Here is a 25,394-nt window from a genome sequence, read left to right as displayed (position 1 = left end):
GTGGCGAGGCGGCCGCGCTCCAGCTCAGGGCCGTCGGGGGTCAGCGCCCGAGGAATTCGAGGGCCTGGGGGACGAACTCGTGGTGGTACTGGAAGATGCCGCCGTGCCCGGCGTCGGGGTAGATCTTCAGCTCGGCGTTCGGCAGGCGGCGGGCCAGGTCGGCTGAGTTCTTCGTCGGCACCATCCGGTCGTTGTCGCCGTTGGCGACGAGCACGGGCACCTTGACGACCGAGAGGTCGGACGGCTTCTCCAGCCCCCAGCGGTGGATGGCCGAGAGTTGTGAGAAGTAGGACTTGAGGGCGATCGCCTTGTCCCGGTTGTTCGTGCGCTCCTTCAAGCGGGCCAGGAACTCCTTGCCCGCCCGGCGCCCGTTCGCGGTCCTGGTGAAGAACAGGAACTGCTTCGGGTCCTGGAACGTGAGCAGTCCACGAATTGTGTCCAGATGCGACAGCCTGGTCACGTTCTTGATGCCCTCGCCGCCGGCGGGGCCCGTCCCCGCGATGATCAGCTTGCGGATCAGCTGCGGCTCTTCCTGGGCGATCACCTGGGCGATCATGCCGCCCATCGAGAAGCCGAGGAGGTCGACCTTCGTGAGCCCCAGCGCCTGGATGAAGGTGACCGCGTCGGCCGCCATCGCCTGGATGGTCTTCGGCGTCGTGCCGGTGGGCGCGCCGACTCCCCGGTTGTCGAAGGTGATCACCCGGTGGTGTGCGGCGATGCCGTCGACGACGCGGGGGCCCCAGTTGTCCAGCACCGCGGCCAGGTGGTTGAGGAAGATCACCGGCGTGCCGGTGTCCGGGCCGAGCTGCCGGTAGGCGTAGGTGACTCCGTGGACGTCGATGGTCTGGGTGGGTGCGTCCTGGTAGCGCGTGATCACGGTCATCGTGGTTCCCATCTCTTTGAATTATGATCGTACTACCATAAGTCGATCCGGCGCCGAGGAGCAAGAGCTTTGGATTATGACCGTAATTACATAGTGGACCGGCCATGGTTCGAACGAAGTGTTGCCATCGGGTTGTAACGAAGTTACGTTGTCCGTCATGAAACGAGACTTGGCAGGTAGAAGGCTGGTCGTGACGGGCGCGGCCCGCGGGATCGGGGAGCAGGTGGCCCGCATCGCCGCCGCTCGCGGCGCGCGCCTCGCCCTGGTCGGGCTCGAACCCGACCGGCTGCGGAGCCTCGCGGGCGAACTCGGGCCAGCCACGGTCTGGCGGGAGGCCGACGTGTGCGACGGCGACGCCCTGCAGGCGGCGATCGACGGCTGCGCGCAGGCCATGGGCGGCATCGACCTCGTCGTCGCGAACGCCGGTGTCGCGGCCTACGGGACGGTCCGGCAGATCGACGAGGCTTCGTTCGAGCGGGTCGTGGACATCAACTTGAACGGCGTCTTCCGCACGGTGAAGTACGCGACTGCGCACCTCGAGCGCAGCCGGGGGCACGTGACCGTCGTGGCCTCGGCGCTGTCCTTCCTGCCCCTGGCGGGGATGGCGGCCTACGGTGCGAGCAAGTCCGCCGTCGAACTGCTCGCGCTGACCTACCGGCAGGAAGTGGCCCACCTCGGCATCACCGTCGGCCTCGTGCACCCCTCGTGGATCGACACGGACCTCGTGCGGGGCGCTGACGCCGACCTTCCGTCGTTCGGGCGGCTCCGCGGCCGGTTGCCCTACCCCGGCAACGTCACCACGAGCGTTGACAAGGCCGCGGCCGCCATCGTCGACGGGCTCGTGCGCCGGCGCAGTCGTGTCTACGTGCCGCGTGCGGTCGCCGTGGCCAACTGGCTCAAGGGTGCGCTCAACTCGCCGCCGGCCTGGCCCTGGATGCGCCGCTTCGCGAGCCGGGCGGTGCCCACGCTCGAGCGCGAGGTCGAAGCACTCGGCCGGAACGACCAGCGCGTCCCGCCGAAAAGCTTGCCGGACGCGGTATAACGAAGTTACACTCGTGTGTAACTTCGTTACAGCCACGGTGGCGCAACGCCGCCCGCCAACCGGAAGTGACAGCCATGACAAACACCGAACAAGGTCACCTCGACGTCGAGAACCGGGGAGCCGTCGTGATCGTCCGGGTGGACGGCGGCCCGCTCGGCCTGTTCGACGCCGCAATCGCCGACCAGCTCGCCGAGCTGGTGGACCGGGTCGATCGCGACCCCGGCGTGCACGCCGTCGTCTTCACCGGGGCCCACCCCGAGCGGTTCGTCAGCCACGCCGACGTGCGGTGGCTGCAGGAGGGCGGTGCCGCGGTGCCGTCGGTCGGCCCTCGCGGCGCCTCCGCCATGGCGCGCACGGCGCGGGGCGTCGACCGCGCTCGCGTGCTGGCGCCGGCGTTCCGCAGGACGCCGCTGTGGCCGGCCGTCCAGCTGGAGCGCCTGCACGAGACGTTCCTGCGGATGAACTCGAGCGGCGTCGTCTTCGCCGCCGCGCTCAACGGCTCGGCGCTCGGTCTGGGCGCGGAGTTCGCCTGGGCGAACGACCTGCGCGTCATGGCCGACGGGGACTTCTTCATCGGACAGCCGGAAGTACTCCTCGGCATCATGCCCGGCGGTGGCGGCAGCCAGCGGCTTCCCCGCCTGATCGGTACGCACAAGGCGTTGGTCGCGATCCTGGAAGGCAAGCCGTTCACCCCCGCGCAGGCACTCGCCAACGGCGCGGTCGACGACGTCGTCCCGCCGGAGGAGGTGATCGCGCGGGCGACCGAACTCGCGCTGCACCTCGGTGCCCGGCCGAAGGGCTCGGTCGCGGCGATCAAGCGGGCCGTGTACTTCGGCGGCTCGATGTCGCTGACGGACGGCCTGCACGTCGAGCGCGCCGAGTTCCTCGCCAGGGCGCTGTCCGACGAAGGCCAGGAGCTGATGCTCGACTACCTGGAAACCACGGCCGCCGAGGGCGAACTGCCCCTGTACAACCCGGACACGTACAAAGCCGCGCTCGCGGCGGGCCGGGTGAGCCGGTCATGACCGCTTCGCACTCCTTCACCCGCCACGACGTCGATTTCCCCTCCGGCGACACCTTCTGCGCCGCATGGCTCTACGTGCCGGAGGGGCTCGCCGCGCCGGCTCCGGTGATCATCCTCGGACACGGCCTGGGCGCCACGCGCGAAATGCGGCTGGACGCCTTCGCCGAGCGGTTCGCCCAAGCCGGCTTCGCCGTGCTGGCCTTCACCTACCGGCATTTCGGCGACAGCGGCGGCAGTCCCCGGCAGCTGTTGTCGATCAACCGCCAGCTCGCCGACTGGGACGCGGCCATCGCGCACGTCAAGGCTCGCGGTGACGTCGACGGGTCGCGCATCGCGGTCTGGGGCAGCTCGTTCGGCGGCGGCCACGCCATCACGGTCGCCGCCCGCCACCCCGAACTGCGCGCGGCCGTGGCCCAGTGCCCGTTCACCGACGGTCTCGCCTCCGCCGTCGCGCTGGGCCCGGTTGCCTCGCTCAAGCTCGGTCCCGTCCTCGCGCGAGACCTGGTCGCCCGGCTCCGAGGAGCCGACCCCGCCATGATCCCGCTCGCCGCCGCACCGGGGTCCCCGGCGCTCATGAACGCGCCGGACGCCCTACCCGGGTACCAGGCACTCGTCCCACCGGGAACGACGTTCCGCAACGAAGTCGCGGCCCGGGTCGTGCCGACCATCGCCGGCTACCGGCCCGGGCGGGCCGCGAAGAGGATCACCATCCCCATCCTCTTCTGCGTCAGCACCACCGACAGCGTCACGCCGCCCGCGCAGACCTTGCGCTACGCCCGGACCGCACCCCGCGGCGAAATCAAGACCTACGACGCCGGCCACTTCGACTTCTACCTCGGTGAGCCGTTCGAGGCGCTGGTCCGCGACCAGACGGAGTTCCTCACCCGGCAGCTGAACCCGGCCAGCTCGGTGGGCAAGCCATGAACTTCGCCTCGCTGCCCGACTGCCGAGCCGAAGCCGATCCGCGGGGCGCGGCGGTCTCGGACGGGACCCGGTCCCTGACCAACGCGCAGTGGCTCGGCCGGGTCCGCGCGACCGCGGCGTACCTGCGGGAGCGCGGGATCGGCCCGGGCGACGTCGTCGCGGTCAAGCTCACCAACCGGATCGAGTTCGTGCTCCTGCTCTTCGCGGCGTGGCGGATCGGCGCGACCGTGACGCCGGTGAACCCCAGCATGACGGACGTCGAGGTCGCCCGGCAGCTCGACGACTCCGCCGCCCGCCTGCTGGTGGCCGAAACCGGCGCGGCCGCGGTCGGCGAGGTCACCACGGTCACCGTCGGCGACCTGTCCGAAGCGAGTGCGCAGCGGGACCAGGCTGTCCCTGCGGACCCCTCGGCGCTGGCGCTGCTCATCTACACCAGTGGCACGACGGGCGTCCCGAAGGGCGTGATGCTCGACCACGCCAACCTCGACGCGATGGCCGAGATGGGCCGCCGGGCGCTGAAAATCGGGCCGGGCGACCGGTGCCTGCTGGTCCTGCCGCTCTTCCACGTCAACGGCATCGTGGTCAGCGTGCTCATGCCGCTGCTCGCCGGAGCCAGTGTCGTGATCGCCGACCGGTTCACCCCGCAGACGTTCTTCGACGTCGTCGAACGCCACCGTCCCACCTACTTCAGCGCGGTCCCGACGATCTACCGCATGCTGGCGGCGCTTCCCGACGCCGTCCGGCCGGACACCTCGTCCCTGCGGTTCGGCATCTGCGGCGCGGCGCCCGCCTCCGCGGACCTGCTGAGCCGGTTCGAGGCCCGCTACGGGTTCCCCCTCGTCGAGGGGTACGGGCTGTCCGAAGGAACCTGCGCCTCCACCATCAACCCCGTCGACGGCCCCCGGCGGGCCGGGACCGTCGGAGTCGCCTTCCCCGGCCAGGAAATCCGGATCCTCGGCCCGGACGGCACCGCGGTCGAGTCCGGTGTGGACGGTGACGTCGTCGTGCGCGGCCCCAACGTCATGCGCGGGTACCTCGGGCGCCCGGAAGACACGGCCCGGGTCGTCGTCGACGGCTGGCTGCACACCGGCGACGTCGGCCACCTGGACGCGGACGGCTACCTGACCCTGGTCGGGCGGTCGAAGGACATGATCATCCGCGGCGGGGAGAACATCTACCCCAAGGAGATCGAGGACGTGCTCACCGGCGACCCGGCCGTCCTGGAAGCCGCCGTGATCGGCGTGCCCGACGAAAAGTGGGGTGAGGTGGTCGTCGCCTACGTCCAGCCGCGCCCCGGCCGGTCCGTCGACCCCGCGGCGCTGAATGCGCGCTGTGCGGAGAACCTCAGCGGTTACAAACGGCCGACCGAGCTGGTCGTGCTCGAGGCCATCCCGAAGAACCCGGTCGGCAAGATCGACAAGGGCGCACTGAGGTCCACTCACCGAATTACGCAGAAAGCTGGCTGACATGAAGGCATTCGTCGTCGAGAAGTACGGCAAGGACACCGTGCGCGCCGCGGAGGTACCCGTGCCCGCGGTGGGGGACCGCGACGTCCTGGTCCGGGTGCACGCCACGAGCGTCAACCCGCTCGACAAGATGGTGCGCAACGGGGAGTTCAAGCAGCTGCTGAAGTACAAGACACCGTTCGTGCTGGGCCACGACGTGGCCGGCGTCGTGACGAAGGTCGGTCCGGCCGTCCGCGGTTTCCGGATCGGCGACGAGGTTTACGCCCGGCCGCGGGATCTGCGGATCGGCGGGTTCGCGGAGTACATCGCGATCGACCAGGACGACGTCGCGCCCAAGCCGGAGTCGCTGACGCTGTACGAGGCGGCCGCGGTGCCGCTGGTGGCGCTGGCCGCCTGGCAGATCCTCGTCGAACGGGCGAACGTGCAGCCGGGGCAGAAGGTGCTCGTCCACGCGGGCGCCGGCGGTCTCGGCTCGACGGTCATCCAGCTCGCCAAGCACCTCGGGGCGTCGGTGGCGACCACGGCGAACACATCGACGATCGACCTGGTCCGCGGCCTCGGCGCCGACGTCGCGGTCGACTACACCAAGGAAGACTTCTCGAAGCTGCTCTCCGGCTACGACCTGGTGGTGGACTCCCTGGGTGGGACGAACCTGGAAAAGTCGCTGACCGTGCTGAAGCCCGGCGGCCTCGCCATCGGCGTCGCCGGCCCGCCGGACGCCGGGTTCGTCGAGCAACTGGGCGCGCCGGCGTTGCTAGGGGTGGTGCTGAACTTCCTCAGCCGCAAGGTGCGCAAGCAGGCCAAGGCCCTGGGCGTGCGTTATGAGTTCTTCTTCATGCGGGCCAGCGGTGCGCAGTTGCGCGAGCTGGGCGCCCTCTACGACAAGGGGGAGCTGCGCCCGGTCGTCGATCGGACGTTCCCCTTCTCCGAGACGCTCGAGGCGCTGGCCCACGTCGAGCAGGGGCGCACGAAGGCGGGCAAGGTCGTCGTCGCCATCGTCCCCGAAGGCGCCTGAAGGTTTTAGCGTACGATCGTACTTGCAACGTGGCCCGAGCAAGGAGCGCGCGAAGTGGTGCGGTACGCGAAAGAGCACAAGCTGGAGACGAGACGCCGGATCGTCGAGTCGGCCGGTCGTCGGCTCAAGCGTGGCGGCATCGACGGCTCCGGCGTCGCCACGCTCATGGCGGACGCCGGGCTGACGAACGGCGCGTTCTACGCTCACTTCGGTTCCAAGGAGGACCTGGTCGCGACGGCGGTCACGGATCAGCTGGCCGGCCAGCGGGAGCAGCTCGCCGCGGTGGCGCCGGGGCGAGCGGGGGTCGAGCAGATCGTGCGCTCCTACCTTTCGCCCGGGCACCGCGACAACCCGGGCGAGGGCTGCCCGTCCGCCGCGCTGCTGGACGAGATCGGCCGGTGTGCGGAGTCGACGAAGCAGGCGTACACCGAAGGCGTGCTGGGCATCATCGACGACATGGCCGCCCGGCTCGTGCCGGAGGATCCGTTGTCGGTGCGGACCACGACGCTCAGCGTCTACGCGATGATGGTGGGGACGATGCAGCTTTCCCGTGCCGTGACCGACCGGCAGCTGGCCGACGACCTGCTGGAGCAAGGCATCCGCAACGCCCTCGCGATCTTCGACGGCGTGCAGCGGCGCTGATTTCCCCGTGGACGCTCTTGATGGCCTTCTCCCTTCCCTTTTGATATTATGACCATAATACAAAGTGGGAAGGTGGTCGGGAACGATGCAGTGGAAGGATGCGCCGACGCGCACGATCGAGGTCGGCGGAGTGCCGTTCGCCTACCGGGAGCTGGGCACGGGCTCCGGCGTACCGGTGGTGTTCCTGCACCACCTGATGGCGGTGCTCGACGATTGGGACCCCAGGCTGATCGACGGCATCGCCGCGCACCACCGGGTCATCGCGTTCGACAACCGGGGCGTGGGCGCGTCGGGCGGATCGGTGCCGTCCAGCCTCGAGGAGATGGGACGGGACGCGGTCGCCTTCATCCGGGCGCTGGGCTTCGACCAGGTCGACCTGCTCGGGTTCTCGCTGGGCGGAGGAGTGGCGCAGATGGTCGCGCTCCAGGCGCCCGGCCTCGTCCGCCGGATGATCCTCGCCGGCACCGGTCCCCGGGGTGGTGGCGGGATCGACGAGATCACCAAAGTGGCGGTGCGGGCCTATCTGAAGGCGGCTCTCACCCTGAGTGACGCGAGGAATTTCCTGTTCTTCCCGCGCACGGCCGAGGGCAAGCGGGCCGCGAAGGACTACCTGGCTCGGCTGAAGGAGCGCACCACCGACCGGGACAAGCGGATCTCGGTGCAGGCCCGGCGTGCCCAGCTGAAGGCCATCCGCGCCGCGGGGTCGAGTGAACCCGACGACCTCTCGGTCATTGCGCAGCCGGTCTTCGTGGCCAACGGCGACCGCGACCTCATGGTCGACAGCAGCCACTCGGCCGACATGGCCGCCCGCATCCCCAACGCCCGCTTGAAGATCTACCCCGACTCCGGTCACGGTGGCGTGTTCCAGCACTACCGGGCCTTCGTTCCCGAAGCGCTGGAGTTCCTCGCCGGCTGACGGTCAGGGCAACGGCGTCGGCCGGCGGATCAGAACGCGCCGGGTCGAACGGCACCCATGGCGTCGTCCAGGAGCCGGCGCAAGGATTCCGTTCCGTTGCTGTCCAGCCAGGTGGCGTTGGCGACGTTCAGGCAGGCGAGCGCGGCGGCGGTGAGCGCGGCGGCGCTGGGGTCGTGGTCGGCTTCGGTGGCCAGGCGCGCGGCGACGAGCGGGGTCAGCAGTTCCTGCCAGTGCGCCTGCTGCTCCAGCCGGCCGGCCCGCAGCGCCGAAGACTCGTCGGTGATCCGCAGCAGCACGAGGCCGTGGCGCGGGTCGCGTTCGGTGGGCTCGACGATCACCTCGAACGAGCGGCGCAGCGCGGTCCAGGCGTCCTCCGAGGCCGGCCGGCGGGCGAGTTCCTCGGCCAGGAGCGCGCCGACCGCCTCGAACTTCACCAGGACGACGTCCTCCTTCGCGCCGAAGTAGCGGAAGAAGCTGCGCTGCGACATGCCCGCCGCGGCGGCGATCTCGTCCACCGTCGTGGTGTCGTACCCCTGCTCGACGAACAGGTCCCAGGCGACGGTCATCAGCTGGGCACGGACAGCCTGGCGCGTCCTCTCCCGCAAGTTCGGCACGTTCACCTCCTCACTGTAGCGTCCGCCAGATGTGACATGTACTGCTCAACATGACAGTGACTGACAGATTTGACGTATGCTGCCGGAACAGTCGAACTTGAGGAGAGACCGATGCGCCTGACCACTGCTGCACCCACGAAGGCGGTCGCCGCCGTGCTGGCCGCCGCGACCCTCGGCGTCATGGCGGCCCCCGCACCGGTGGCCGCCGCGTCGAATGCGGCCTTCGTGCAGCCCCAGTTGCCGAGCGTGCTCGACCGGCACAAAGCCATCGCCACGGAGGTGCTCAAGCGCCTCTTCGAGCACGGCGACGCTTCGGTCGTCGACCGGTACATCCGGCCGGACTACATCCAGCACAACCCGCTGGCCCCGAACGGCACCGCGGCGCTCAAGGCCTTCGCCGTGCCCCTGGCGAAGCAGTTTCCGGGGCTGAAGTACGACATCAAGCGCGTGCTCGCCGAGGGGGACCTGGTGCTGGTGCACTCCAACCTGGTTCTCGTGCCCGGCACCCGCGGGACCGCCGTGGTCGACATCTTCCGCTTCGACCGCGACGGCCGGATCGCCGAGCACTGGGACGCCTCCCAAAACGTGCCGGACACGTCCGTCAACGGCAACGACATGTTCTCCACGGTCAGCTCGCCCCGGACGAACCAGCCGGGCCCGCGCTGGTGGACCCCCTTCAGCGAGGCGGTCGTGACCGGGTACTTCGACCGGCTCCTCGGCGGTAAGGACACCGCCGCGGTCGCCGCCCTGGCACCGGAGTACCACCAGCACAACCCCGCCATCCCCAACGGCACGGCCGGCCTGGCCGAGCTGTTCGCCGGGCTGTTCCGGCAGTTCCCGAACCTGACCGTGGAGCGCAAGCGGGTGATCGCCGAGGGGGACCTGGTGGCGATCCACGCGCACTACCGCACCGGCCCCGACGACCGCGGCCAGTCCGTTGTGGACATCTTCCGGGTGCGCGCGGACGGGAAGATCGTCGAGCACTGGGACGTGGTCCAGGACGTGCCGGCGACCTCCGCCAACGACAACACGATGTTCTGATCCCGCAGACCCGCCGGTGGGAGATTCCTCGAAGACCGTTCCTGCATCAGAGTGCGCTTGCCGGGATGGCGGCTCGCCAGAGCATCGTCAGTCGCGTGCCGTGCTCTCCGGTCTCGATCGTCATCCGGTCGGTGACGCTCTCGATCAGGCCGAGACCGTGGCCCGAAGTCGGCGGGTCGGTCCGGTGGCCCCGGTTCGGCGGGATGCCGCACCCCCAGTCGGTCACCACGACTTCCACCGTGTCGCCCGCCCAGACGGCGTACAGGCGTACCCGCCCGCGTCGTCCGGGGTATGCGTGCATCACCGCATTGCCCACGGCCTCGTAGCCGGCCAGCAGAATGTCGGTTCCGCTGTCCAAGTCCAGCGGGAGCCGCCTCAGCCAGCTCGCGAACCTTCGGCGCAGCAAGGTCGCTTCGTCGAGCCGCGCCGGAACCAGCGACTCGAAGCGTGCCCGGATCGGGGACGGATCGGTGCGCCGTGCGCTGGTCGTGACCGCCGGTTCGGCGGCCTGGGCGTCGGTGTGTCCGCCGCGTTGCCTGTCTGGTTCCGAAACCTGGCCGTCCACGGCCCACTCCGTCCCGCCGTCGGCCGTGCCTGCGGGCGGCGACTGCCGGGCGGCACGATACGAGGCTGCCTTCCTACGCGTGACTCCCCGCACACGCAATTCGCCTGGATATCTACTCGTCTGCCGATGTTCGACGGCAAAGTCACTCGTACGTGTCCATGCCCGAGACGAATGCGTAGCGCAGAGCCACCGTTTTGGGCGAATGCTTCGGCATGCCGACTCGGTCGAGGCCGGCCGGCCTGCCGACCGTGGAGTCGCCAAGATCCACAAGTCTGCACGATGTCATCCGTTCGAGTGGCCAGGCCTGTGGAGCAAGCAGCTCCGGTAGCAGTGTTAGCGTGAACACTCAGGCCCTCAATGCTCGAGCACGCAACGCTGGGTGGTGCACGGATCTTTGCCGGTGCCTTTCCGGAAGTCAACAGCCGCAGCGTATTCGATCGATTCAATGCCGGTTGACGTCCGTGGCGCGGTTTGTCATAGTCGTCCGGCGCCCTCAACGCTCGTCTCCTTCGCCGGCTGCGTCGTCACGACGAACCCGGAGGATCCCCGTTGTCATCCCCACTGAACCGCCGTACGGTCCTGCACGCCGCGGCGCTCGCTGCCGCTACGCCGGTGCTGGCCACCGTCCCACCCGCGCTGGCCGGTGTGGCCGCCGCCGGGGTGCCCGTCAAACCGGTCGACCCGGTGCCCGCCCGATGGGGAGTCCGCCCGTTCGCGCTCGGGGACGTGAAGCTGCGCGACGGCGTCTTCGCGGCCAAACGCGCGCTGATGCTCGACCACGCCCGCGGCTACGACGTCAACCGGCTGCTGCAGGTCTTCCGGGCCAATGCAGGTCTGGACACGCGCGGCGCGGTGGCCCCCGGCGGCTGGGAAGGCCTCGACGGCGAGGCGAACGGCAACCTGCGCGGGCACTACACCGGGCACTTCTTGACGATGCTCGCGCAGGCCTACGCCGGCACCGGCGAGGCCGTGTTCGGCGACCGGATCCGGTACGTGGTCGGGGCGCTGGCCGAGGTGCGCGACGCGCTGCGCCGCGATCCGGCCCCGCTGGTCGTGCCCGGCCGGTTCGGCAGCGCGATCGAGCAGCCGCGCGGCTCCTCCCAGTACGTCGAGCTGCCGTCCACTGTGCTCGGGAACGCCGCCGAGGTCACGATCGCGGCGTGGGTCCGGCCGAGCCACGCCGACACCTGGGCCCGGGTGTTCGACTTCGGCGACAACCAGTCGAAGTACCTGTACCTGGCCGCACGCAACGGGTCCGGCGTCCCGCGGTTCGCCATCACCAACGGCGGCGCTGGCCGCGAGCAGGGCATCGACGGGACCGCCGCGCTGCCCGTCGGCGAGTGGAGCCACCTGGCCGTGACGATCACGGGTACCACGGGAACGTTGTACGTCAACGGAACCGTCGCCGGCACGAACACCGCGATGACGCTCAACCCGGCGGCGCTCGGCGCGCTGGCGAACCACTGGCTGGGGCGCTCGCTCTACCCGGACCCGCTGTTCGCCGGCGCCTTCGGCGGCTTCGACGTCTGGTCACGGGCCCTGTCGACCACCGAAATCGGGGCGCTGCAGGCGAAAGCCGGGGACGGCGACCTCGCGTCCTACGCCTTCGACACGCTGACCGACCGGACCGGGCGGTCCGGCCCCGCGGTCCTGCGCCGCACGTGGGGCGGGCCGAGCCACCCCGGGTTCCTGGCCGCCTACCCCGAGACGCAGTTCATCACGCTGGAGTCGATGACGGGCGGGGACTACACCGTCGTCTGGGCGCCCTACTACACCGCGCACAAAATCCTGAACGGGCTTTTCGCGGCGTACCGCGCCACCGGCGACGCCCGTGCGCTCGACCTCGCGTCCGGGATGTGCGACTGGATGTACTCGCGGCTGTCGAAACTGCCGAAGACGACGCTGCAGCGCATGTGGGGCATCTTCTCCAGCGGCGAGTTCGGCGGGATCGTCGAGACGATCTGCGACGTCCACGCCGTCACCGGCCGCGCCGAGCACCTCGCGCTGGCGAAGCTGTTCGACCTCGACCACCTCATCGACAGCTGCGTGGCCGGCACCGACATCCTCACCGGGATGCACGCGAACCAGCACATCCCGATCCTGACCGGCCTGGTGCGGCTGTACGACGAAACCGGCGAGAAGCGCTACCTCGACGCTGCCCGCGGCTTCTGGGGCATGGTGGTGCCCACGCGGATGTACGGGATCGGCGGGACGAGCCTGGGCGAGTTCTGGAAGGCACCCGGCAGCATCGCCGGCACCCTCGGTGACACGAACGCCGAAACGTGCTGTGCCTACAACATGCTGAAGCTGAGCCGGATGCTGTTCTTCCACGAGCAGGATCCGCGTTACCTCGACTACTACGAGCGCGCGCTCTACAACCAGGTCCTCGGGTCCAAACAGGACAAGCCGGATGCCGAGAAGCCACTGGCCACCTACTTCATCGGGCTGAACCCGGGCCACGTCCGCGACTACACGCCGAAAGCCGGCGCGACGTGCTGCGAAGGCACCGGGATGGAGAGCGCGACCAAGTACCAGGACACCGTCTACTTCCGCGGCGCGGACGACAGCACGCTGTACGTGAACCTGTACAGCCCGTCGAAGCTGTCGTGGAACGGCGTCACGATCGAGCAGCGGACGAACTTCCCGTTCGAGCAGGGGTCGACGCTCGTCGTCCGCGGCTGCGGGCGGTTCACGCTCCGCCTGCGGGTCCCGTCGTGGTGCCGGGACACCTTCTCGGTCAAGGTCAACGGCAAGCCGGCGGGCCCGGTGCTCACGCGCACCTGGCGCGACGGCGACACCGTCGTGGTCCGGACGCCGTTCCGGCTGCGCACCGAGCAGGCGCTCGACGACCCGAAGACGCAGACGCTGTTCTTCGGCCCGGTGAACCTGGTGGCCCGGGACCCGCGGACGACGTTCCTCGAGTTCGGGCTGTACCGCAACGCCGCGCTGTCCGGCGACCTGCTCCCGTCGCTGTCGCCGGTCCCGGGCAAGCCACTGCACTTCCGGCTCGGCGACGTCGAGTTCGCGCCGTTCTTCGAAGGCACCGAGGACCCGACGCACGCGTACTTCCACCGCGTCGAGCCGACCGTGGTGTTCGGCGGGCTCGACTCCGGGATCGCGAACCCGGCACAGGGGGGCACGACCCTGCTCGACGACATCTGGGCCGGCGCGCCCTTTGCGTCCAAGGAGGCCCTGCTGCGCCAGGTGAAAGCGAAGGTGGACGCTTGGCGGCTGAGCGCGGCCGACGCGGCGAAGGTGCTGGCCACCGCCCGCCGAGCCGGCTACGCCCGATGAGCGGCTGACACGGGGAAGGACGAACGCCTCCCGGCTCGGCGGCGAGTGCCGCCGAGCCGGGCCGCCCGAATTGCTTCGCGGCGGCCTTCAGCCTGCGAACCCGGTCGCCGGTGCGCTCGACCGACTCAAGTCCCGGGGTGCGACGACGGGCGCACCTGCCGTGCGCCCCGGGGCCCGTTGTCCGAGATGGCTGGTCCTGCCACCACGTCCACGTCGTCGTTGTCGACCGTGTGCCCGGCGTTGCAATGCAGGCCGACGTGGACCAAGGCGCCACAGTCGCGGTGCCGAAGCCGCACCGGGCCACCCTCCGGGGCCAGGTGCCGATCGCCCCACTCCATGAGCGCGAAGACCGCAGTCATGAGCTGCGTCCCCTTGTCGGTCAGCGTATAGCGGTCGCGCGTGCGCTGTCCGGCTTCACGATAGGGGACCTTCGTCAGGAGACCCTGCTGGACAAGCTCCTTCAAGCGCGCTGCGAGCACGGGCTGGCTTATTCGGACCTGGTGCGCCAGGTCGCTGAAGTACGTGGTCCCGTAGAACACTTCGCGGACGATCAACCACGTAGAACGCGAAGAAATGACGTCGAGCGCACGCGCCGCCGAGCACGGCTCGTCGAACCACGCGTCGCGGTCGGCGAGCACTCCCTTGAGCCGTTCGGTCACGCTGTCCAAGATACCAGCACTGCGACCTGACTTCTGTTCATGGAAGCTAGGTGCCCCGAGGATCGTCGACGGCTGCGAGCTCGTGGCCGCGATCCGGCCGGGTCGATCAGCCGACCTCGGCCGCCGCGAGCCGGTCTCGCGCGATGTCGTAGGCCGCGGCGAGCGTCGTGACGCCTTCTCGCGCGCTGCGCTCCAACGTCCGGGATGTGGCGTCTTCGATCCGATCGAGGCGAGCCTCGGCTTGGTCATGGGGCAGCCGCTGGAGTTCAAGCCCGCTCGCGTAGAGGATCCCGCCTGCGTTCGCGATGAAGTCGGGTGTCCAGACGACCTGCTGCTTCTGCAGCAATTCGGCCACGGAGTCCGTGCTGAGCTGGTTGTTCGCCGAGCCCACGATCGCCGCACACCGTAGCCGGGGCACCAGTGCGGGAGTCAGTGAACCACCCAGTGCGCAGGGGGCGAGAATGTCGACCTCCGCCTCGTAGGCCCGCTCGAGGGGAATCCAGGTGGCGCCCAGCTCCTCGGCTGCCTCGCGCAACGAGCCGTCGATGTCGGTCGTGGTGACTTTCGCGCCCCTCGCGAGAAGACTCTCGGTCAGCCGCCGCCCGACCGCGCCGAAACCGATCACAGCGACGCTGCGGCCGTCGAGGTCACTGGTGTGCCACAGGTGCCGGGCGGTGGCGAGAACAGCTCGTTCCACTCCGCCTGCAGTGCCGTACGTGGTGGCCGGAAGCCCGTCCCCGGTGACACTGTGCCCGCCGACGAAGGGGGTTCGCATGCGCATCGCGACCATGTCCGCGGGCCCGGTTCCGACGTCCGGGGCGACGATGTACCGGCCGTCGAGCGAGTGGACGACATCGGCGATGTCGAGCAGCAGGCTTTTGCGCCGCTGACCTTCGAGGTTCTGCGGGCCGCCCGGCAACAGCGGTACCACGGCCTTTCCGCCGCCGGTCCCGTTGTCCGACGCCGCGGCCTTGAACGTCATGCCGCGGCTCAACCGCAAGGCATCGATGACCGCATCGACGGGTGAGTCGTAGCGCGTCAGTCGCACGCCGCCGAGTGCCGGCCCGAGGAGCGTGGAGTGGACGGCGACGATGACGGGCAGCCCGGTGCGCTCTCCCTTGCGGATCACCACCTCCTCGTGGTCGATCGTGGCGTCCAGGTGGGTGTGGGCGTTCATGAGAACGTGTCCTTTCGGTGGAGGTGGCTCACGCGAACTCGGGAATGAGGTGCCCGCGCCGGTCGAAGTCCTGGAGCATGGCCGCGATCCTTTCCCGCGCGGCGGACGACGCCGGACGTGCGGGGCGCCTCGGCGATCCCACCGGCAGCCCGCGGAGTTCGAGGCCGGCCTTGAGCGCGGCCACGAGGCCGCCGTAGGAGAAGATTCCGGCGAGCTCGTCGACCTCGGCCTGCAGGGCGTCGAGGCGGCGGTCGTCCGTCCGTGCGGCGACCAGTTCTCGCAGCAGTGGCGCGGCAATGTTCGCGAGGCCTGCCACCGCACCGTCCGCGCCCAGCCGCAATGACGGTGCGATCAAGTGATCTCGGCCTTGCAGAACCCGAAAGCCCGGCGGACGCGCGCGTAGCTGACCGGCGAACCGGGTCAGGTCGCCACTGCTGTCCTTGATGCCCACCACTGCCGGGTGTGGGGCCACCTCGCGCAGGACCTCCGGGGAGATCGCGTTTCCGGCGAACTGGGGAATGTTGTAGAGCAGCACCGGCCGCGGTGCCCGGTCGGCGAGGGTCAGCAGCCCGTCGACGAGCTCGGTGTCCGACAGCGGGAAGTAGGTGGGGGGAGTGATCACCAGGTAATCCGCCGCCGAATCGGCGAAACGTTCGAACGCGCGCAACGTACCGTCGAGATCTGCCTGGCCGGCTCCGACGTACAACGTCACCCGGCCGGGCAGCTGTTCGCCGGCAAGCACGACGACCTCCCGCTCGACCTCGTCCGGGAGCCAGGGGTGTTCCCCGGACGACCCCAGCACGAACACCCCTTCGACGTGCGGAACAAGGGAGTCGAGATGACGGGCGAACACCTCCGCCTCGAGCTTTCCCTCCGGCGAGACCGGGGTGACCACCGGGCACACCAGGCCACCCGGGACGGCGCGAGCTGACAGCGGGTCGGCCATGACGATTCCTCTCCGTGGGGCACGGTGGTCTGATCGGCACCGTGACCGGAACTCTAGATGCTGACTTAGGTCAACACAAGTCAACACCGATTATCAACAGTGAGAGGCTGGACTCGCGGGGGATATCTGACTGGTGTTGACATAGGTCAGATGGGTCATGCTCCGCCGGGGAGGTGTCCCGGCGAAACAAGGCCCGGGGTCCTGGCGACTATGCCGTCGTGGACATCCGGCTCTCGCCGGGCCCCGCCCTCCGGACCAGGTCAGGTGAGTCATGACCGAATACCCCGCCCAGCCCCGCCTGGACTGCGACATCATCATGAAAGGGGGGATCACCAGCGACGTGATCTACCCGCGTGCCGTGTGCCGGCTCGCCCGCACCTACCGGTTGCGGTCGGTCGGCGGCGCTTCGGCCGGCGCGATCGCGGCCGCAGCCGCGGCCGCGGCCGAATGCGGCCGGACCACCGGCGGGTTCGAGAAGCTCGCGAACCTGCCGGCCGAGATCAGCGAGCCGGCCGGGATCGGCGGCTCGGTGCTGTTCCGCCTCTTCCAGCCGGCGGGCCGGACCAAGGGGCTCTTCCGGGTGGCCACTGCCGGATTGGGGAAGCGCAAAGTCCTGCGGGTGCTCGGAATCGGCCTGGCCGTGGTCCGGTCGTTCCCGATCGCCGTGGCCCTGGGTGCGGCGCCGGGAATCGCGGTGCTGGTCCTCGCCCTGCTCGGATCCGGGATCGCGCAAGGTGCCGCCATCGCCGCGTCCGTCCTGCTCCTGCTGGTGGGCGCGGCACTCGGCGCCGCATTCGGCATCACGCGGAGAGTGGGCCGCGCCGTGCCCGCGAACAGCTTCGGACTGTGCTCCGGCATGCCCGGCCCGGGACGAAGCGGCCGAGCCGAGGCACTCACCCCCTGGTTGCACCGGACTCTGCAGAACCTCGCCGGCCGGGGAACGACCGGGACGCCCTTGACGTTCGGCGACCTCGAAAGCCAGGGCTGCGCGCTGCGGATGATGACCACCAACCTCACCCGGGGACAACCGCTCGCGATGCCCTGGAGCGACCAGCAGTACTTCTTCGACGAGAACGAGTTCCGTGGCCTGTTCCCGGCCGACGTCGTCCAGTGGATGAAAGACCACCCGCCGGCGAATGCGGCCGAAGCGCCTGGTGCGCTACGGCCCCTTCCCGCTCCTGAGCACCTGCCCGTCCTCGTCGCGACGAGGATGAGCTTGAGCTTCCCGTTCCTGCTCTCGGCAGTCCCGCTCCACACGCTCGACGACGCGACGCCCGAGGGCCGGCGGGTGCATTGGTTCTCCGACGGCGGCATCTGCAGCAACCTGCCGGTGCACTTCTTCGACAGCCCCCTGCCGGGCCGGCCGACGTTCGCCATCGACCTCGCGCCGTTCCCGCCCGGCCGGGAAAAGTCGGACCACGAGCACGACAACACCTTCCTGCCGGCCCTCGACGATGCCGGGCGGCCGCCGCGGTGGACCACCTGGCCGAGCACCGGCCTCGGGAGCCTCATGGGATTCGCCGGCGCGATGCTGAGCACGGCCAGGTCTTGGGTGGACGAGTCCCAAGCCGCCATGCCCGGGTACGACGACCGCATCGTGACCGTGTACGTGAAGGACGGCGAAGGCGGTCTCAACCTCGAGATGGACCAGACGCAGATAACCGGGCTCGCCGAACGCGGCGAAGCTGCAGCGGAGCGGCTCGTCGAGCGCTTCGCCGGCGAACACCCCGGGACAACCCCGGCGCCGGGCTGGGAACGGCAACGCTGGCTTCGCTTCCGCACCGCGACGGCCGGACTTTCCCGGTGGCTGGCGGGCTTCCACGCCGGCTACACCGCGACACCGGCCGCGACCACACGGTACCGGGACCTTGCCGGCCCCGGAGCCACGGCAACGCCCCCTGCCTACGATTTCGACCCCACCCGACGGATTGTCGTGGACCAGCGGACCGCCGCGTTGCTCACCTTGGCCTCCGACTGGGGTAAGCCCCCGGCCGACGCGTTCACCGAGCGTGCCCCGGAACCGGCACCGGTGCTGCAACTGGTACCGAAGGCGTGGACCGAGCAACCCGGAACACCAGACGGCAGCGGCGTCCCCGGGCTCAGCAGCTCGTCGTGACCATAGCCTCCCCGGTGGCCACGTCGGTCGGTTCCGCTTCCGTCCAGTGGAGATCCGAGGGTATCGTCGGGGCGCGTCGGGAGGACCGGCCTGGTCGTCCCGCGCTGTAGCGGTCCGCTCCTCCCTAATGCAGAGAAGCGGACCGTGTGTTCAGCTCACCCAGTGGACCAGCAGGCCGGAAACCTTTTCCACAGCGGTGAGCAACAGCAGGAACAGCTCGATCCGGCAGGCCAGGCCAATCCGGGTCGGGCTTTTCCTTTTCCCGGATCTTCCTTCGTCGTCGTCCGAGGCGCCTGGTGGACGGCAGTGCGAGACATGTCCGGCCGAAAGATCCCTGACAAGAAGGAGGGATTTGGAAGAGTCGCTCAATTCCCTCGTTCGGCGGCATCGCCCTGAAGGAACAGGACGCGACCGCCTTCGGAGTCGATCTGTCACAGCGGAGACCACCCGGCTCGAGCACCCGATCTGATCCGCGAAGGCGTGAAGGTCGCCGATCTCATCGAGAAGCTGGAGAACGCCGGCCGGATCCGTGGCCTCGCCCGAACGGCCCGCAACGCGGTGCGTTTCCGAGAGATCACCGGCTCCTCGGCCGCGATGATTCGCGAGGGCCTGGCCATGAAGCACCGACGCCAGGGTGCTCGCGGCCGAGGTTGCCGTCGGGGACGGAGGGTTGTCACCTTGGACGTTCCTACGGAAGGGGCTCAAGGCAGCGGGGAAGCGGTGTCCGGGCACAGCCGGAAGGTGCGCGGCCGCCGGAGGGCGAGCAGCCGGTGGATCCCCGCGCCGAGCACCGGTGCGAGCAGGTACACGGCGAGGTAGCGGGCGTCGCCCGACAGCAGCGCGGGGCCGAGCTGGCGGATCGGGTTCGTCGAGCCGCCGCTGCGCGGCCCGAGCACGGTGATGATCACCGCCGTCGACGCCCCCAGGATGTGCGGGAGCCGGGCGCCGTGGGTGGGATGGGCCAGGAAGAACCCGACGACCAGGGTCAGGACGGCCAGGCAGCCCGTCTCGGTCAGGGCGACCGGCAGCGCATCCCATCCCGGGCCCGGCCGGACCACGGCGTAGTGCACCGGCGCGCCGGTCGCCGCGGTGCCCCAGAGCAGTCCGGCGAGCGCCGTCCCCGTCAGCGAGCCCGCGGCCTGGGCCACGACGTACGGGACCACCCGGCGCCCCGGGAACGCCCCCATCAGCCACAGGGCGACGGTGATCGCGGGGTTCAGGTGCGCCCCCGACCGGCGGCCCCACGGGCTCCGGATGAGCCCGGACACGAGGACGCCGACGGCCATCCCGACGACGGCGAGCGCGATCTGGACGTCGCCGATCGCCAGGGGGACGAAGACCAGGTACACCGTGCTGACGACACCGAACAGCAGCAGGGTGGCCAACGCGAACTCGTAGACCGCGTAGGAGCTCTTGACCTCGGGGGCGGCCATGAGCTCAGCGGCCCAGGTGGGCGACGAGCAGGTTGGGGTCGGTGTTCGTCAGGTACGCCGCGCTCGGGACGTACACCTTGGAGCGGTGGACCGCGACCGACGTCGGGGTCTGCAGGCCGTCGGCCGCGGTGAGCACGGTGTGGTGTGTGCCGTCGGGCCGGACGAGGTCGACCTCGTTGTCGTCCCGTGCCGCGATGAGGGTGTCGCCCCGGCCGGTGAACGCGAAGTCGTCGAGGGACGGCAGCCCGCTCGCCCTGACCTCGATCGGCCCCGCCGTGCCGCGCGCGGTGATCGGGATCCGCAGGATGGTGCCCTTGTCGAGGTTGCCGGCCCAGATCGCGCCATTGTGGACTTTCAGGCCGTTGGCCCCGGCGAAGGTGCTGGGCTGCAGGGCTTCCCCGGCGGCCCAGGTGATGGCCGCGCCACCTCGAGCGGGAACGCGGTAGACGACTCCGTGCACGGAATCCGTGACGTAGAGCAGGCCGGTCCGCTCGTCCAGGGCGAGGCCGTTGGGGAGACCGTCGGCGGGCAGCGCGCTGATGCGGCGCGGTGCACTGCCGGGCCGGATCGCCCAGATGCCGGTGAGGTCGGCGGTGCCGGTGGCGTAGGTGACGTAGGTGGTGCCGTGGTCGTCGCGGGCGATGCCGCCGACGAACGCCTTGCCGAGGTTGGGAGTGCTCGGATGCGCGGGCGCGGGCAGCGTGGCCAGGACCCGGACCCGGCCCGCCGGGGACACCAGCACGACTTGGCGGGCGAAGGAGAACGTCAGGTAGGCGGTGCCGTCGTGGTCGACAGTGATGTTCTCCGGCTGCTGCGCGGCGCCGAGGTCGAAGTGCGCCGCGATGCGCGGAGCGGACAGGGGAGCGGTGGCCGCGGTGGCGGACGCGCCGGAGGCGAGCAAGGCCGCCGCGGCGGCGAACACCGTGATGACGGAACGGGAGGACAAAGATTCTCCAGGAGGATCAGGGGACGACGATCTCGATCGTGCTGCGCCAGGCGGACGACCCGGGTGCCTTCGGCGGCGGCGGCCGAGGTGCCGGACGGCACGACCAGCCCGTCGAGTGCGGGCTTCACCCCCGACGATGGCGATCTGCATGGTCAGGTTCCTTTCACGCGGGCGACCGAGTCGGACAGGACGCGGGCGACGTCGCCGGGGTGGGACAGGTGCGGCGAGTGCCCGGACGGGATGCGGACGCGGCGGGTGGCGCGCGCGGCCCACTGCTCCTGGACTTCGGGCGGCAGCGCGGGATCTTCGGTGGCGACGACGTAGGTCACCGGAAGCTCGGCCGGCGTGGCGCCCAGCTCCTCGGTGAAGGCGCCCAGGCCCTGCCAGTTCAGCCGGCTGACGGCCTCGGCCGTGAGCTTCGGATCGACCCCGCTGAAGATCGACTCCTCCGGATCGCCCGCCTTGACGGCCAGGCCGTCGGGGGAGTGGTACCACGAGGGCGGGAAGCCGCCGCCCATCCACTGCATCATCGACATGCCGCGGTCCAGGGCGAAGGCCGCGAGGTACACCAGTTCGGTGACCTCGGGAGCTTCGGCGGCGGCCCAGGTGGCGGGCACGCCGCCGTAGGAGTGGGCCGCGAGGACGACCGGGCCGCCGATCTCGTCGATGGCTTCGCGCACCGCGGCGACGTCTTCGGTGAGGCCGCGGGTGGCGGCGCTGTCGGGGTGGCTGCTGGGCAGCTGCACCGCCGCCGAGGCGACGCCCACCGCGGTGAGCTGTTCGCGCAGCGGCCCGAAGATCCACGGCGTGTGCATGGCGCCGTGCACGAGCAGGACGGTGGGGTTCACGGCATCGCCGCCCGGACGAGGGCGGTGTCGACGAACTGCTCGAACCGCACGATGTATCCGCCGCGGACGACGAAGTGGTGGGCGACGCGGACGTCGATCGGCTTGCCGGTGGCCTTGTTGACCGCCGTGTAGCGGGCGAGGACGACGACGTTTTCGCCGTCGACGACGTAGGTGTCGTCGTGGGCGGTCCAGTTTTCCCAGTCCTGGCCGAGCTTTTCCATCACGTTGGCGGTGACGCCGTCGGGTGTCCGGTAGGTCCCGGCGAGCGGGAACCCGGCCATCTCGGTCCATTCGACGTCCGGCGCGAGGGTGGCGCGCAGGGCTTCGAGGTCGCCGGCGGCGGAGGCGAGGTACTGGCGCCGGACGACGTCGGCGGGGGAGGTGGCGAAGCCGGTCATGGTCAGCCCCAGCTCATTTCGCCCTTGGCGACCTTCGCACCGATCTGCGCGGCGATCAGCATTCCGTGGTCCGGGTAGCGCTTGACGAGCGCGTCGGTCAGCGAGGCCCCGTCGGCGGCGTTGGTGAGTTCCTCTTCGAAGGCGACCAGGTATTCGCGGGTGCCGCTGATGGCGGTGGCGTCGGCCGGTGCGTCCGGGAGGCGGTGCCCGGGCACGACCAGCTGCGGGTCCAGCGCGGTCATCTCGTCGAGCAGGCGGATCCAGGCGTCGCGCTGTTCCGGCTTGGGCGTGTCGGCGACCCAGACGTGTTCGCGGGCGAAGAGCAGAACGCCGCCGACGATCACGCGCTGCTCGGGCTGCCACAGGTAGTGGCGGTCGGGCAGCCCGGCCGGGGCACCCTTGAGCTGGAACTCGTGCCCTTCGAGGGCCAGGTCGCCGGTCAGCGGCTCGAGGTCGACCAGCCGGGTGGGCAGGTTCGCGCCGAGCGCGGCCCAGGCCTTGAGCTTGCCTTCGTAGGAGTGCCGGATGTGGTCGATGACCAGCGGGGTGGCGACGAACTTCGCCTCGGGGAAGGCGTCGGCGAGCACTTCGGCGCCGAAGTAGAAGTCCGGGTCGGCGTGGCTGACGAACACCGTCGTCAGGGTCTTGCCCGAGTCGAGCACGGCGGCGGCCAGCCGGTGGCCGTCGGCGCGGGTGAAGGCGGCGTCGACCAGCAGCGCGTCGGTTTCGCCGGTGATCAGGGTGGCGGTCTTGTTCCGGGACCCGGCGGGGAAGTCCAGGTCGAACACGGTGAAGTTCAGGTCGGTCATGACTCTCCTCGTGGTTCTGCAAATTTGAAGTACTTGCGAGCGTAGGGCGAGGTACTTCAAAATTCAAGTAAGTACTTCAAATTTGTGATACCTGATAGGCTGACGTCCATGGGGACCCGCTGGCTGAACGACGAGGAACGCCGCGCCTGGCGCGCCTACCGGTCACTCACGCTCTTGTTCGAAGACACCCTCGACCAGCAGCTCCGCCGCGACGCCGGGATCAGCCACCTGTACTACTCGGTGCTGGTGTTCCTGTCCGAGGCGCCGCAGGGGCGGCTGCGCATGACCGACCTCGCCGAGCAGCTGGTGGTCGCCCGCAGCCGGCTGACCTACACGATCAGCCGCATGGCCGAGGAGGGCCTCGTCTGCCGCGAGGGTGATCCCCGTGATCGGCGCGGGCAGCTCGCGGTCATGACCGAGGCTGGTCGGTCCACTTTGGAGCGGGCCGCGCCCGGCCATGTCGCGACCGTCCGGGCGGCGGTCTTCGATCGCCTGAGCCCGGAGCAGGTTCGGGTGTTCGGCGAGGTCTGCGAGATCGTCCTGTCCGGACTGTCCGATCCGGAGCGTCCCTCGGAGGAGTTGCCCTGGCGCCGCTGAAACCGCTCAGGCGTGGCCGGTGCCGAAGAGGTAGCGGTTGGCGATGTCGATCAGGAACGGGCCGCCGTAGCTCGGGTAGCGCTCCACGATGGCCTTCTTGTAGGCGTCGCCGTCGTCGCCGAGCAGCTCGCGGGCGTCGGTCAGGTACTGGGTGATCCGGTCGTAGACCTCGGGCCCGGCGGGGGTGCCGTGGCCGACGAGGACGGTGTCGTAGCCGGTTTCGCCGGCCAGCCGCGCGATGGCCTTCTGCCAGCCGGTGATGTCGTTGTTGCCCAGGAACAGGTGGATGTCGTGGTAGATCAGGTCCTGGGCGATGAGCACGTTCTGCTCGGGCAGCTTGATCACCAGCTCGTCGGTGGCTTCGCCGCCGGTGTAGGCCTCGAAGACGAACGGGATGCCGTCGATGACCTCGGTGCCCGGGACGATCTCCACGGTCGGCGTGATGCCGGCGACCGGGATGGCCACTCCGGTCGGGTCCTGGCCGTCGCCCAGAGCGGCGATCTGGTCGCGGACCACGGAAAGGGCGTGCACCGGTGCGCCGAAGCGGGCGGCGCCGTTGTAGTGGTCGGGGTGGGCGTGGGTGATGATCACCCGGTCCAGCGGCTTGCCGAGGCCCTGCGCGTAGGCCACCACCTCGTCGGCGTAGGCCAGCACGAACTGCGCGTCGACGACGACGACCCGCGAAGGGGTCTCGATCAGCTGCGTGTTGACGTTCACGCTGTCGTCCGGCGCCATGTAGCTGTGGATGCGCACCGCACCCTTGTCGATGATCGTGATCATGCCGTTCATGGCTCTCACTGTCGTCCCGGCCGTGCCGGCAGGCGAGATACCCTGCAGACTCGGCATGGTCAAAATCGGACACGGAGGTGTGATGCCCGGCGAACCGATCACCAGTCTCGGGTTCGCCCCGGCCGACGCGCGGGTGCCCGGTTTCGAGATCACCGACCTGGCCTCGCTGCACGACCGCATGCGGCGACGGCGGCCGGGCGAGCTCCACCGCGTCGACTTCCACACCCTGACCCTGGTCACCGAGGGAACCGGGACGCGCACGGTCGACTTCGTGACCTACCCCTGCCGCCCGGGCACGCTGCTGTGGGTCCGCCCGGGTCAGGTCCAGCGCTACGGCGACCTCGGCACCTCGAACGGCACGCACCTGATGTTCACCCCGGCTTTCCCGCCGGCGTTCAGCGGGGCCGAGCACTTGGTCAGCGAGTGGTACGGCCCGGTCTGCTGGCAGCTGGGCACCAGCCCGGATTACGCCGTGCTGGCGACGCTGCTGAGTCAGCTGCGGGCGGAGTTCGGCCGCGGCACCGTTTCGCCGGAGATCCTCCAGTTGCTGCTCGCGGCGCTGCTCCTGCACGTCGACCGGCTGCCGAAGCGCGGCCAGGGCGGCGACCCCCGAGCGGGCGGGGAGATCTACGCGCGCTTCCGCGCCGAGCTCGAACGCTCCTACGGCACGGTCCGGCGCGCCGAGGACTACGCGCAGCGTCTCGGTTACACGGTCAAGACGCTGACCCGGGCGTGCGCGGCGGTGACCGGGCAGACGGTGAAAGACGTCATCGACGGCCGCGTGGCCCTGGAGGCACAGCGGCTGCTCGCCCACACCGACGAGCCCGTCGCGGCCATCGCGCGCCGGCTCGGGTTCAGCGAGCCCACCAACTTCGGCAAGTTCTTCACCCGCCGGACGGGCACCACCCCGGGCGAGTTCCGCCGCAAGCCGTCGTGAACGCCGGTGCGCGGCGAGGCCGGAAGGTGGGCCCGGCGGACAGCAGGGCGACGATGACGATGTCCCCGGCCGGGACGGCGCCCCACTCTCCCGTCGTGGCGCTGCCGCCGAGAGTCTTGGCCAGGTCGGCGGTTTTGGCCTGGCCGCGGCCCATGACCTCGACGGTGTTGCCGCCCGCTACCGCCAGTGCGCCGATGGTGCGAGCCATGTTCCCGGTGCCGATGATGCTCATGAGTTGACGATCGAAAAGGTCGACCGCGCTGGTTTTCCGCCGCTCAGATCGCCGCGACGCCGCCGTCGACGGCCAGCTCCA

The 25,394-nt window shown here is 70.0% G+C and carries 26 protein-coding genes; 12 read left to right on the top strand and 14 right to left on the bottom strand.

Going from position 1 to position 25,394, the window contains the following annotated elements; all coding sequences use genetic code 11:
- Positions 1 to 40: 40 nt before the first annotated feature.
- Positions 41 to 895, bottom strand: a complete 855-nt coding sequence (locus CCN39_RS10905) for an alpha/beta fold hydrolase (protein WP_086840915.1) — start codon at positions 893 to 895, stop codon at positions 41 to 43.
- Positions 896 to 1,040: 145 nt separating this feature from the next.
- On the opposite strand from CCN39_RS10905, the gene CCN39_RS10900 reads away from it, so the two are divergent.
- The 7 genes from CCN39_RS10900 (at position 1,041) to CCN39_RS10870 (ending at position 7,912) form a co-directional block, all read left to right on the top strand.
- Positions 1,041 to 1,925 (top strand): SDR family oxidoreductase, encoded by an 885-nt coding sequence (locus tag CCN39_RS10900; protein ID WP_086840913.1) that lies wholly within the window; start codon positions 1,041 to 1,043, stop codon positions 1,923 to 1,925.
- 74 nt (positions 1,926 to 1,999) lie between these two features.
- Positions 2,000 to 2,950: an enoyl-CoA hydratase/isomerase family protein gene (locus CCN39_RS10895; RefSeq protein WP_086840912.1), complete on the top strand. Its 951-nt coding sequence runs from the start codon at positions 2,000 to 2,002 to the stop codon at positions 2,948 to 2,950.
- Positions 2,947 to 3,873: an alpha/beta hydrolase gene (locus CCN39_RS10890; RefSeq protein ID WP_086840910.1), complete on the top strand. Its 927-nt coding sequence runs from the start codon at positions 2,947 to 2,949 to the stop codon at positions 3,871 to 3,873. Before CCN39_RS10895 ends, CCN39_RS10890 begins: the two co-directional genes overlap by 4 nt.
- Positions 3,870 to 5,339 (top strand): class I adenylate-forming enzyme family protein, encoded by a 1,470-nt coding sequence (locus tag CCN39_RS10885; RefSeq protein ID WP_086840908.1) that lies wholly within the window; start codon positions 3,870 to 3,872, stop codon positions 5,337 to 5,339. Before CCN39_RS10890 ends, CCN39_RS10885 begins: the two co-directional genes overlap by 4 nt.
- A 1-nt stretch (position 5,340) precedes the next feature.
- Positions 5,341 to 6,354, top strand: coding sequence for an NADP-dependent oxidoreductase (locus CCN39_RS10880; RefSeq protein WP_086840906.1), 1,014 nt, complete (start codon positions 5,341 to 5,343; stop codon positions 6,352 to 6,354).
- Positions 6,355 to 6,411: 57 nt separating this feature from the next.
- Positions 6,412 to 6,996 (top strand): TetR/AcrR family transcriptional regulator, encoded by a 585-nt coding sequence (locus CCN39_RS10875; RefSeq protein ID WP_244210721.1) that lies wholly within the window; start codon positions 6,412 to 6,414, stop codon positions 6,994 to 6,996.
- 85 nt (positions 6,997 to 7,081) lie between these two features.
- Complete coding sequence (locus CCN39_RS10870; protein ID WP_086840902.1) at positions 7,082 to 7,912, top strand: alpha/beta fold hydrolase; 831 nt, start codon at positions 7,082 to 7,084, stop codon at positions 7,910 to 7,912.
- A gap of 29 nt (positions 7,913 to 7,941) precedes the next feature.
- Here the strand turns inward: CCN39_RS10870 and CCN39_RS10865 are convergent, their stop codons facing one another.
- The gene (locus CCN39_RS10865) at positions 7,942 to 8,532 is read right to left on the bottom strand and encodes a TetR/AcrR family transcriptional regulator (RefSeq protein ID WP_208630204.1); all 591 of its coding nucleotides are present in this window, start codon (positions 8,530 to 8,532) and stop codon (positions 7,942 to 7,944) included.
- Positions 8,533 to 8,637: 105 nt separating this feature from the next.
- Here CCN39_RS10865 and CCN39_RS10860 point away from each other — a divergent pair, with 105 nt between their 5' ends.
- Positions 8,638 to 9,567 carry a nuclear transport factor 2 family protein gene (locus CCN39_RS10860; RefSeq protein ID WP_086840898.1) on the top strand — a complete coding sequence of 310 codons (930 nt, stop codon included), beginning with the start codon at positions 8,638 to 8,640 and terminating at the stop codon, positions 9,565 to 9,567.
- A 46-nt stretch (positions 9,568 to 9,613) separates the two neighbouring features.
- On the opposite strand, the gene CCN39_RS10855 is transcribed toward CCN39_RS10860, so the two are convergent.
- Positions 9,614 to 10,132, bottom strand: a complete 519-nt coding sequence (locus CCN39_RS10855) for an ATP-binding protein (RefSeq protein ID WP_244210720.1) — start codon at positions 10,130 to 10,132, stop codon at positions 9,614 to 9,616.
- Positions 10,133 to 10,681: 549 nt separating this feature from the next.
- On the opposite strand from CCN39_RS10855, the gene CCN39_RS10850 reads away from it, so the two are divergent.
- A complete protein-coding gene (locus CCN39_RS10850) occupies positions 10,682 to 13,426 on the top strand; it encodes a beta-L-arabinofuranosidase domain-containing protein (protein ID WP_086840896.1) in 2,745 nt (914 codons plus the stop codon).
- 125 nt (positions 13,427 to 13,551) lie between these two features.
- On the opposite strand, the gene CCN39_RS10845 is transcribed toward CCN39_RS10850, so the two are convergent.
- From CCN39_RS10845 to CCN39_RS10835, 3 genes are all read right to left on the bottom strand, one after another.
- Positions 13,552 to 14,085: a winged helix-turn-helix transcriptional regulator gene (locus tag CCN39_RS10845; protein WP_086840985.1), complete on the bottom strand. Its 534-nt coding sequence runs from the start codon at positions 14,083 to 14,085 to the stop codon at positions 13,552 to 13,554.
- A 106-nt stretch (positions 14,086 to 14,191) separates the two neighbouring features.
- Complete coding sequence (locus CCN39_RS10840) at positions 14,192 to 15,217, bottom strand: Glu/Leu/Phe/Val dehydrogenase family protein (protein WP_208630203.1); 1,026 nt, start codon at positions 15,215 to 15,217, stop codon at positions 14,192 to 14,194.
- 73 nt (positions 15,218 to 15,290) lie between these two features.
- Positions 15,291 to 16,208, bottom strand: a complete 918-nt coding sequence (locus CCN39_RS10835; RefSeq protein WP_086840892.1) for a dihydrodipicolinate synthase family protein — start codon at positions 16,206 to 16,208, stop codon at positions 15,291 to 15,293.
- Positions 16,209 to 16,479: 271 nt separating this feature from the next.
- Here CCN39_RS10835 and CCN39_RS10830 point away from each other — a divergent pair, with 271 nt between their 5' ends.
- Positions 16,480 to 18,324: a patatin-like phospholipase family protein gene (locus tag CCN39_RS10830; protein ID WP_086840890.1), complete on the top strand. Its 1,845-nt coding sequence runs from the start codon at positions 16,480 to 16,482 to the stop codon at positions 18,322 to 18,324.
- A 150-nt stretch (positions 18,325 to 18,474) separates the two neighbouring features.
- On the opposite strand, the gene CCN39_RS49350 is transcribed toward CCN39_RS10830, so the two are convergent.
- From CCN39_RS49350 to CCN39_RS10805, 6 genes are all read right to left on the bottom strand, one after another.
- On the bottom strand, positions 18,475 to 18,693 hold the full coding sequence (locus tag CCN39_RS49350) for a hypothetical protein (protein WP_143264008.1): 219 nt from the start codon (positions 18,691 to 18,693) through the stop codon (positions 18,475 to 18,477).
- Between the two features lie 332 nt (positions 18,694 to 19,025).
- Positions 19,026 to 19,757, bottom strand: coding sequence for an MIP/aquaporin family protein (locus CCN39_RS10825; protein ID WP_086840888.1), 732 nt, complete (start codon positions 19,755 to 19,757; stop codon positions 19,026 to 19,028).
- Positions 19,758 to 19,761: 4 nt separating this feature from the next.
- Positions 19,762 to 20,703 (bottom strand): SMP-30/gluconolactonase/LRE family protein, encoded by a 942-nt coding sequence (locus tag CCN39_RS10820; RefSeq protein ID WP_086840886.1) that lies wholly within the window; start codon positions 20,701 to 20,703, stop codon positions 19,762 to 19,764.
- A 152-nt stretch (positions 20,704 to 20,855) separates the two neighbouring features.
- A complete protein-coding gene (locus CCN39_RS10815; RefSeq protein ID WP_086840884.1) occupies positions 20,856 to 21,551 on the bottom strand; it encodes an alpha/beta fold hydrolase in 696 nt (231 codons plus the stop codon).
- Entirely contained in the window at positions 21,548 to 21,949 is a 402-nt protein-coding gene (locus CCN39_RS50115) for a nuclear transport factor 2 family protein (protein ID WP_167455035.1), read from the bottom strand. The genes CCN39_RS10815 and CCN39_RS50115 overlap by 4 nt, the downstream gene beginning before the upstream one ends.
- Positions 21,950 to 21,951: 2 nt before the next feature.
- On the bottom strand, positions 21,952 to 22,758 hold the full coding sequence (locus CCN39_RS10805) for an MBL fold metallo-hydrolase (protein ID WP_086840882.1): 807 nt from the start codon (positions 22,756 to 22,758) through the stop codon (positions 21,952 to 21,954).
- Between the two features lie 108 nt (positions 22,759 to 22,866).
- Between CCN39_RS10805 and CCN39_RS10800 the strand changes: the two genes are divergently transcribed.
- Complete coding sequence (locus CCN39_RS10800; RefSeq protein ID WP_086840880.1) at positions 22,867 to 23,355, top strand: MarR family winged helix-turn-helix transcriptional regulator; 489 nt, start codon at positions 22,867 to 22,869, stop codon at positions 23,353 to 23,355.
- A 6-nt stretch (positions 23,356 to 23,361) separates the two neighbouring features.
- Here CCN39_RS10800 and CCN39_RS10795 read toward each other — a convergent pair whose 3' ends face one another.
- Positions 23,362 to 24,144 carry an MBL fold metallo-hydrolase gene (locus tag CCN39_RS10795; RefSeq protein ID WP_086840878.1) on the bottom strand — a complete coding sequence of 261 codons (783 nt, stop codon included), beginning with the start codon at positions 24,142 to 24,144 and terminating at the stop codon, positions 23,362 to 23,364.
- A gap of 82 nt (positions 24,145 to 24,226) precedes the next feature.
- Between CCN39_RS10795 and CCN39_RS10790 the strand changes: the two genes are divergently transcribed.
- Positions 24,227 to 25,081 carry a helix-turn-helix domain-containing protein gene (locus tag CCN39_RS10790; protein ID WP_208630201.1) on the top strand — a complete coding sequence of 285 codons (855 nt, stop codon included), beginning with the start codon at positions 24,227 to 24,229 and terminating at the stop codon, positions 25,079 to 25,081.
- Here the strand turns inward: CCN39_RS10790 and CCN39_RS10785 are convergent.
- Positions 25,029 to 25,313 (bottom strand): NAD(P)-binding domain-containing protein, encoded by a 285-nt coding sequence (locus CCN39_RS10785; protein WP_167455034.1) that lies wholly within the window; start codon positions 25,311 to 25,313, stop codon positions 25,029 to 25,031. The genes CCN39_RS10790 and CCN39_RS10785 overlap by 53 nt on opposite strands.
- Between the last annotated feature and the right edge of the window lie 81 nt (positions 25,314 to 25,394).

Origin of the sequence: Amycolatopsis kentuckyensis, from assembly GCF_002155975.1 — a bacterium.
GTDB lineage: Bacteria > Actinomycetota > Actinomycetes > Mycobacteriales > Pseudonocardiaceae > Amycolatopsis > Amycolatopsis kentuckyensis.
The sequence above is the reverse complement of the archived record's forward strand: the minus strand, read 5'-3'. Positions and strand labels throughout refer to the sequence as shown.

Coding starts and splice junctions, on each gene's coding strand:
- CCN39_RS10905 (WP_086840915.1), bottom strand. CDS start 895: ATGGGAACCACGATGACCGTGATCACGCGCTACCAGGACGCACCCACC.
- CCN39_RS10900 (WP_086840913.1), top strand. CDS start 1,041: ATGAAACGAGACTTGGCAGGTAGAAGGCTGGTCGTGACGGGCGCGGCC.
- CCN39_RS10895 (WP_086840912.1), top strand. CDS start 2,000: ATGACAAACACCGAACAAGGTCACCTCGACGTCGAGAACCGGGGAGCC.
- CCN39_RS10890 (WP_086840910.1), top strand. CDS start 2,947: ATGACCGCTTCGCACTCCTTCACCCGCCACGACGTCGATTTCCCCTCC.
- CCN39_RS10885 (WP_086840908.1), top strand. CDS start 3,870: ATGAACTTCGCCTCGCTGCCCGACTGCCGAGCCGAAGCCGATCCGCGG.
- CCN39_RS10880 (WP_086840906.1), top strand. CDS start 5,341: ATGAAGGCATTCGTCGTCGAGAAGTACGGCAAGGACACCGTGCGCGCC.
- CCN39_RS10870 (WP_086840902.1), top strand. CDS start 7,082: ATGCAGTGGAAGGATGCGCCGACGCGCACGATCGAGGTCGGCGGAGTG.
- CCN39_RS10860 (WP_086840898.1), top strand. CDS start 8,638: ATGCGCCTGACCACTGCTGCACCCACGAAGGCGGTCGCCGCCGTGCTG.
- CCN39_RS10835 (WP_086840892.1), bottom strand. CDS start 16,208: ATGGCCGACCCGCTGTCAGCTCGCGCCGTCCCGGGTGGCCTGGTGTGC.
- CCN39_RS10830 (WP_086840890.1), top strand. CDS start 16,480: ATGACCGAATACCCCGCCCAGCCCCGCCTGGACTGCGACATCATCATG.
- CCN39_RS10825 (WP_086840888.1), bottom strand. CDS start 19,757: ATGGCCGCCCCCGAGGTCAAGAGCTCCTACGCGGTCTACGAGTTCGCG.
- CCN39_RS50115 (WP_167455035.1), bottom strand. CDS start 21,949: ATGACCGGCTTCGCCACCTCCCCCGCCGACGTCGTCCGGCGCCAGTAC.
- CCN39_RS10805 (WP_086840882.1), bottom strand. CDS start 22,758: ATGACCGACCTGAACTTCACCGTGTTCGACCTGGACTTCCCCGCCGGG.
- CCN39_RS10800 (WP_086840880.1), top strand. CDS start 22,867: ATGGGGACCCGCTGGCTGAACGACGAGGAACGCCGCGCCTGGCGCGCC.
- CCN39_RS10795 (WP_086840878.1), bottom strand. CDS start 24,144: ATGAACGGCATGATCACGATCATCGACAAGGGTGCGGTGCGCATCCAC.
- CCN39_RS10790 (WP_208630201.1), top strand. CDS start 24,227: ATGCCCGGCGAACCGATCACCAGTCTCGGGTTCGCCCCGGCCGACGCG.
- CCN39_RS10785 (WP_167455034.1), bottom strand. CDS start 25,313: ATGAGCATCATCGGCACCGGGAACATGGCTCGCACCATCGGCGCACTG.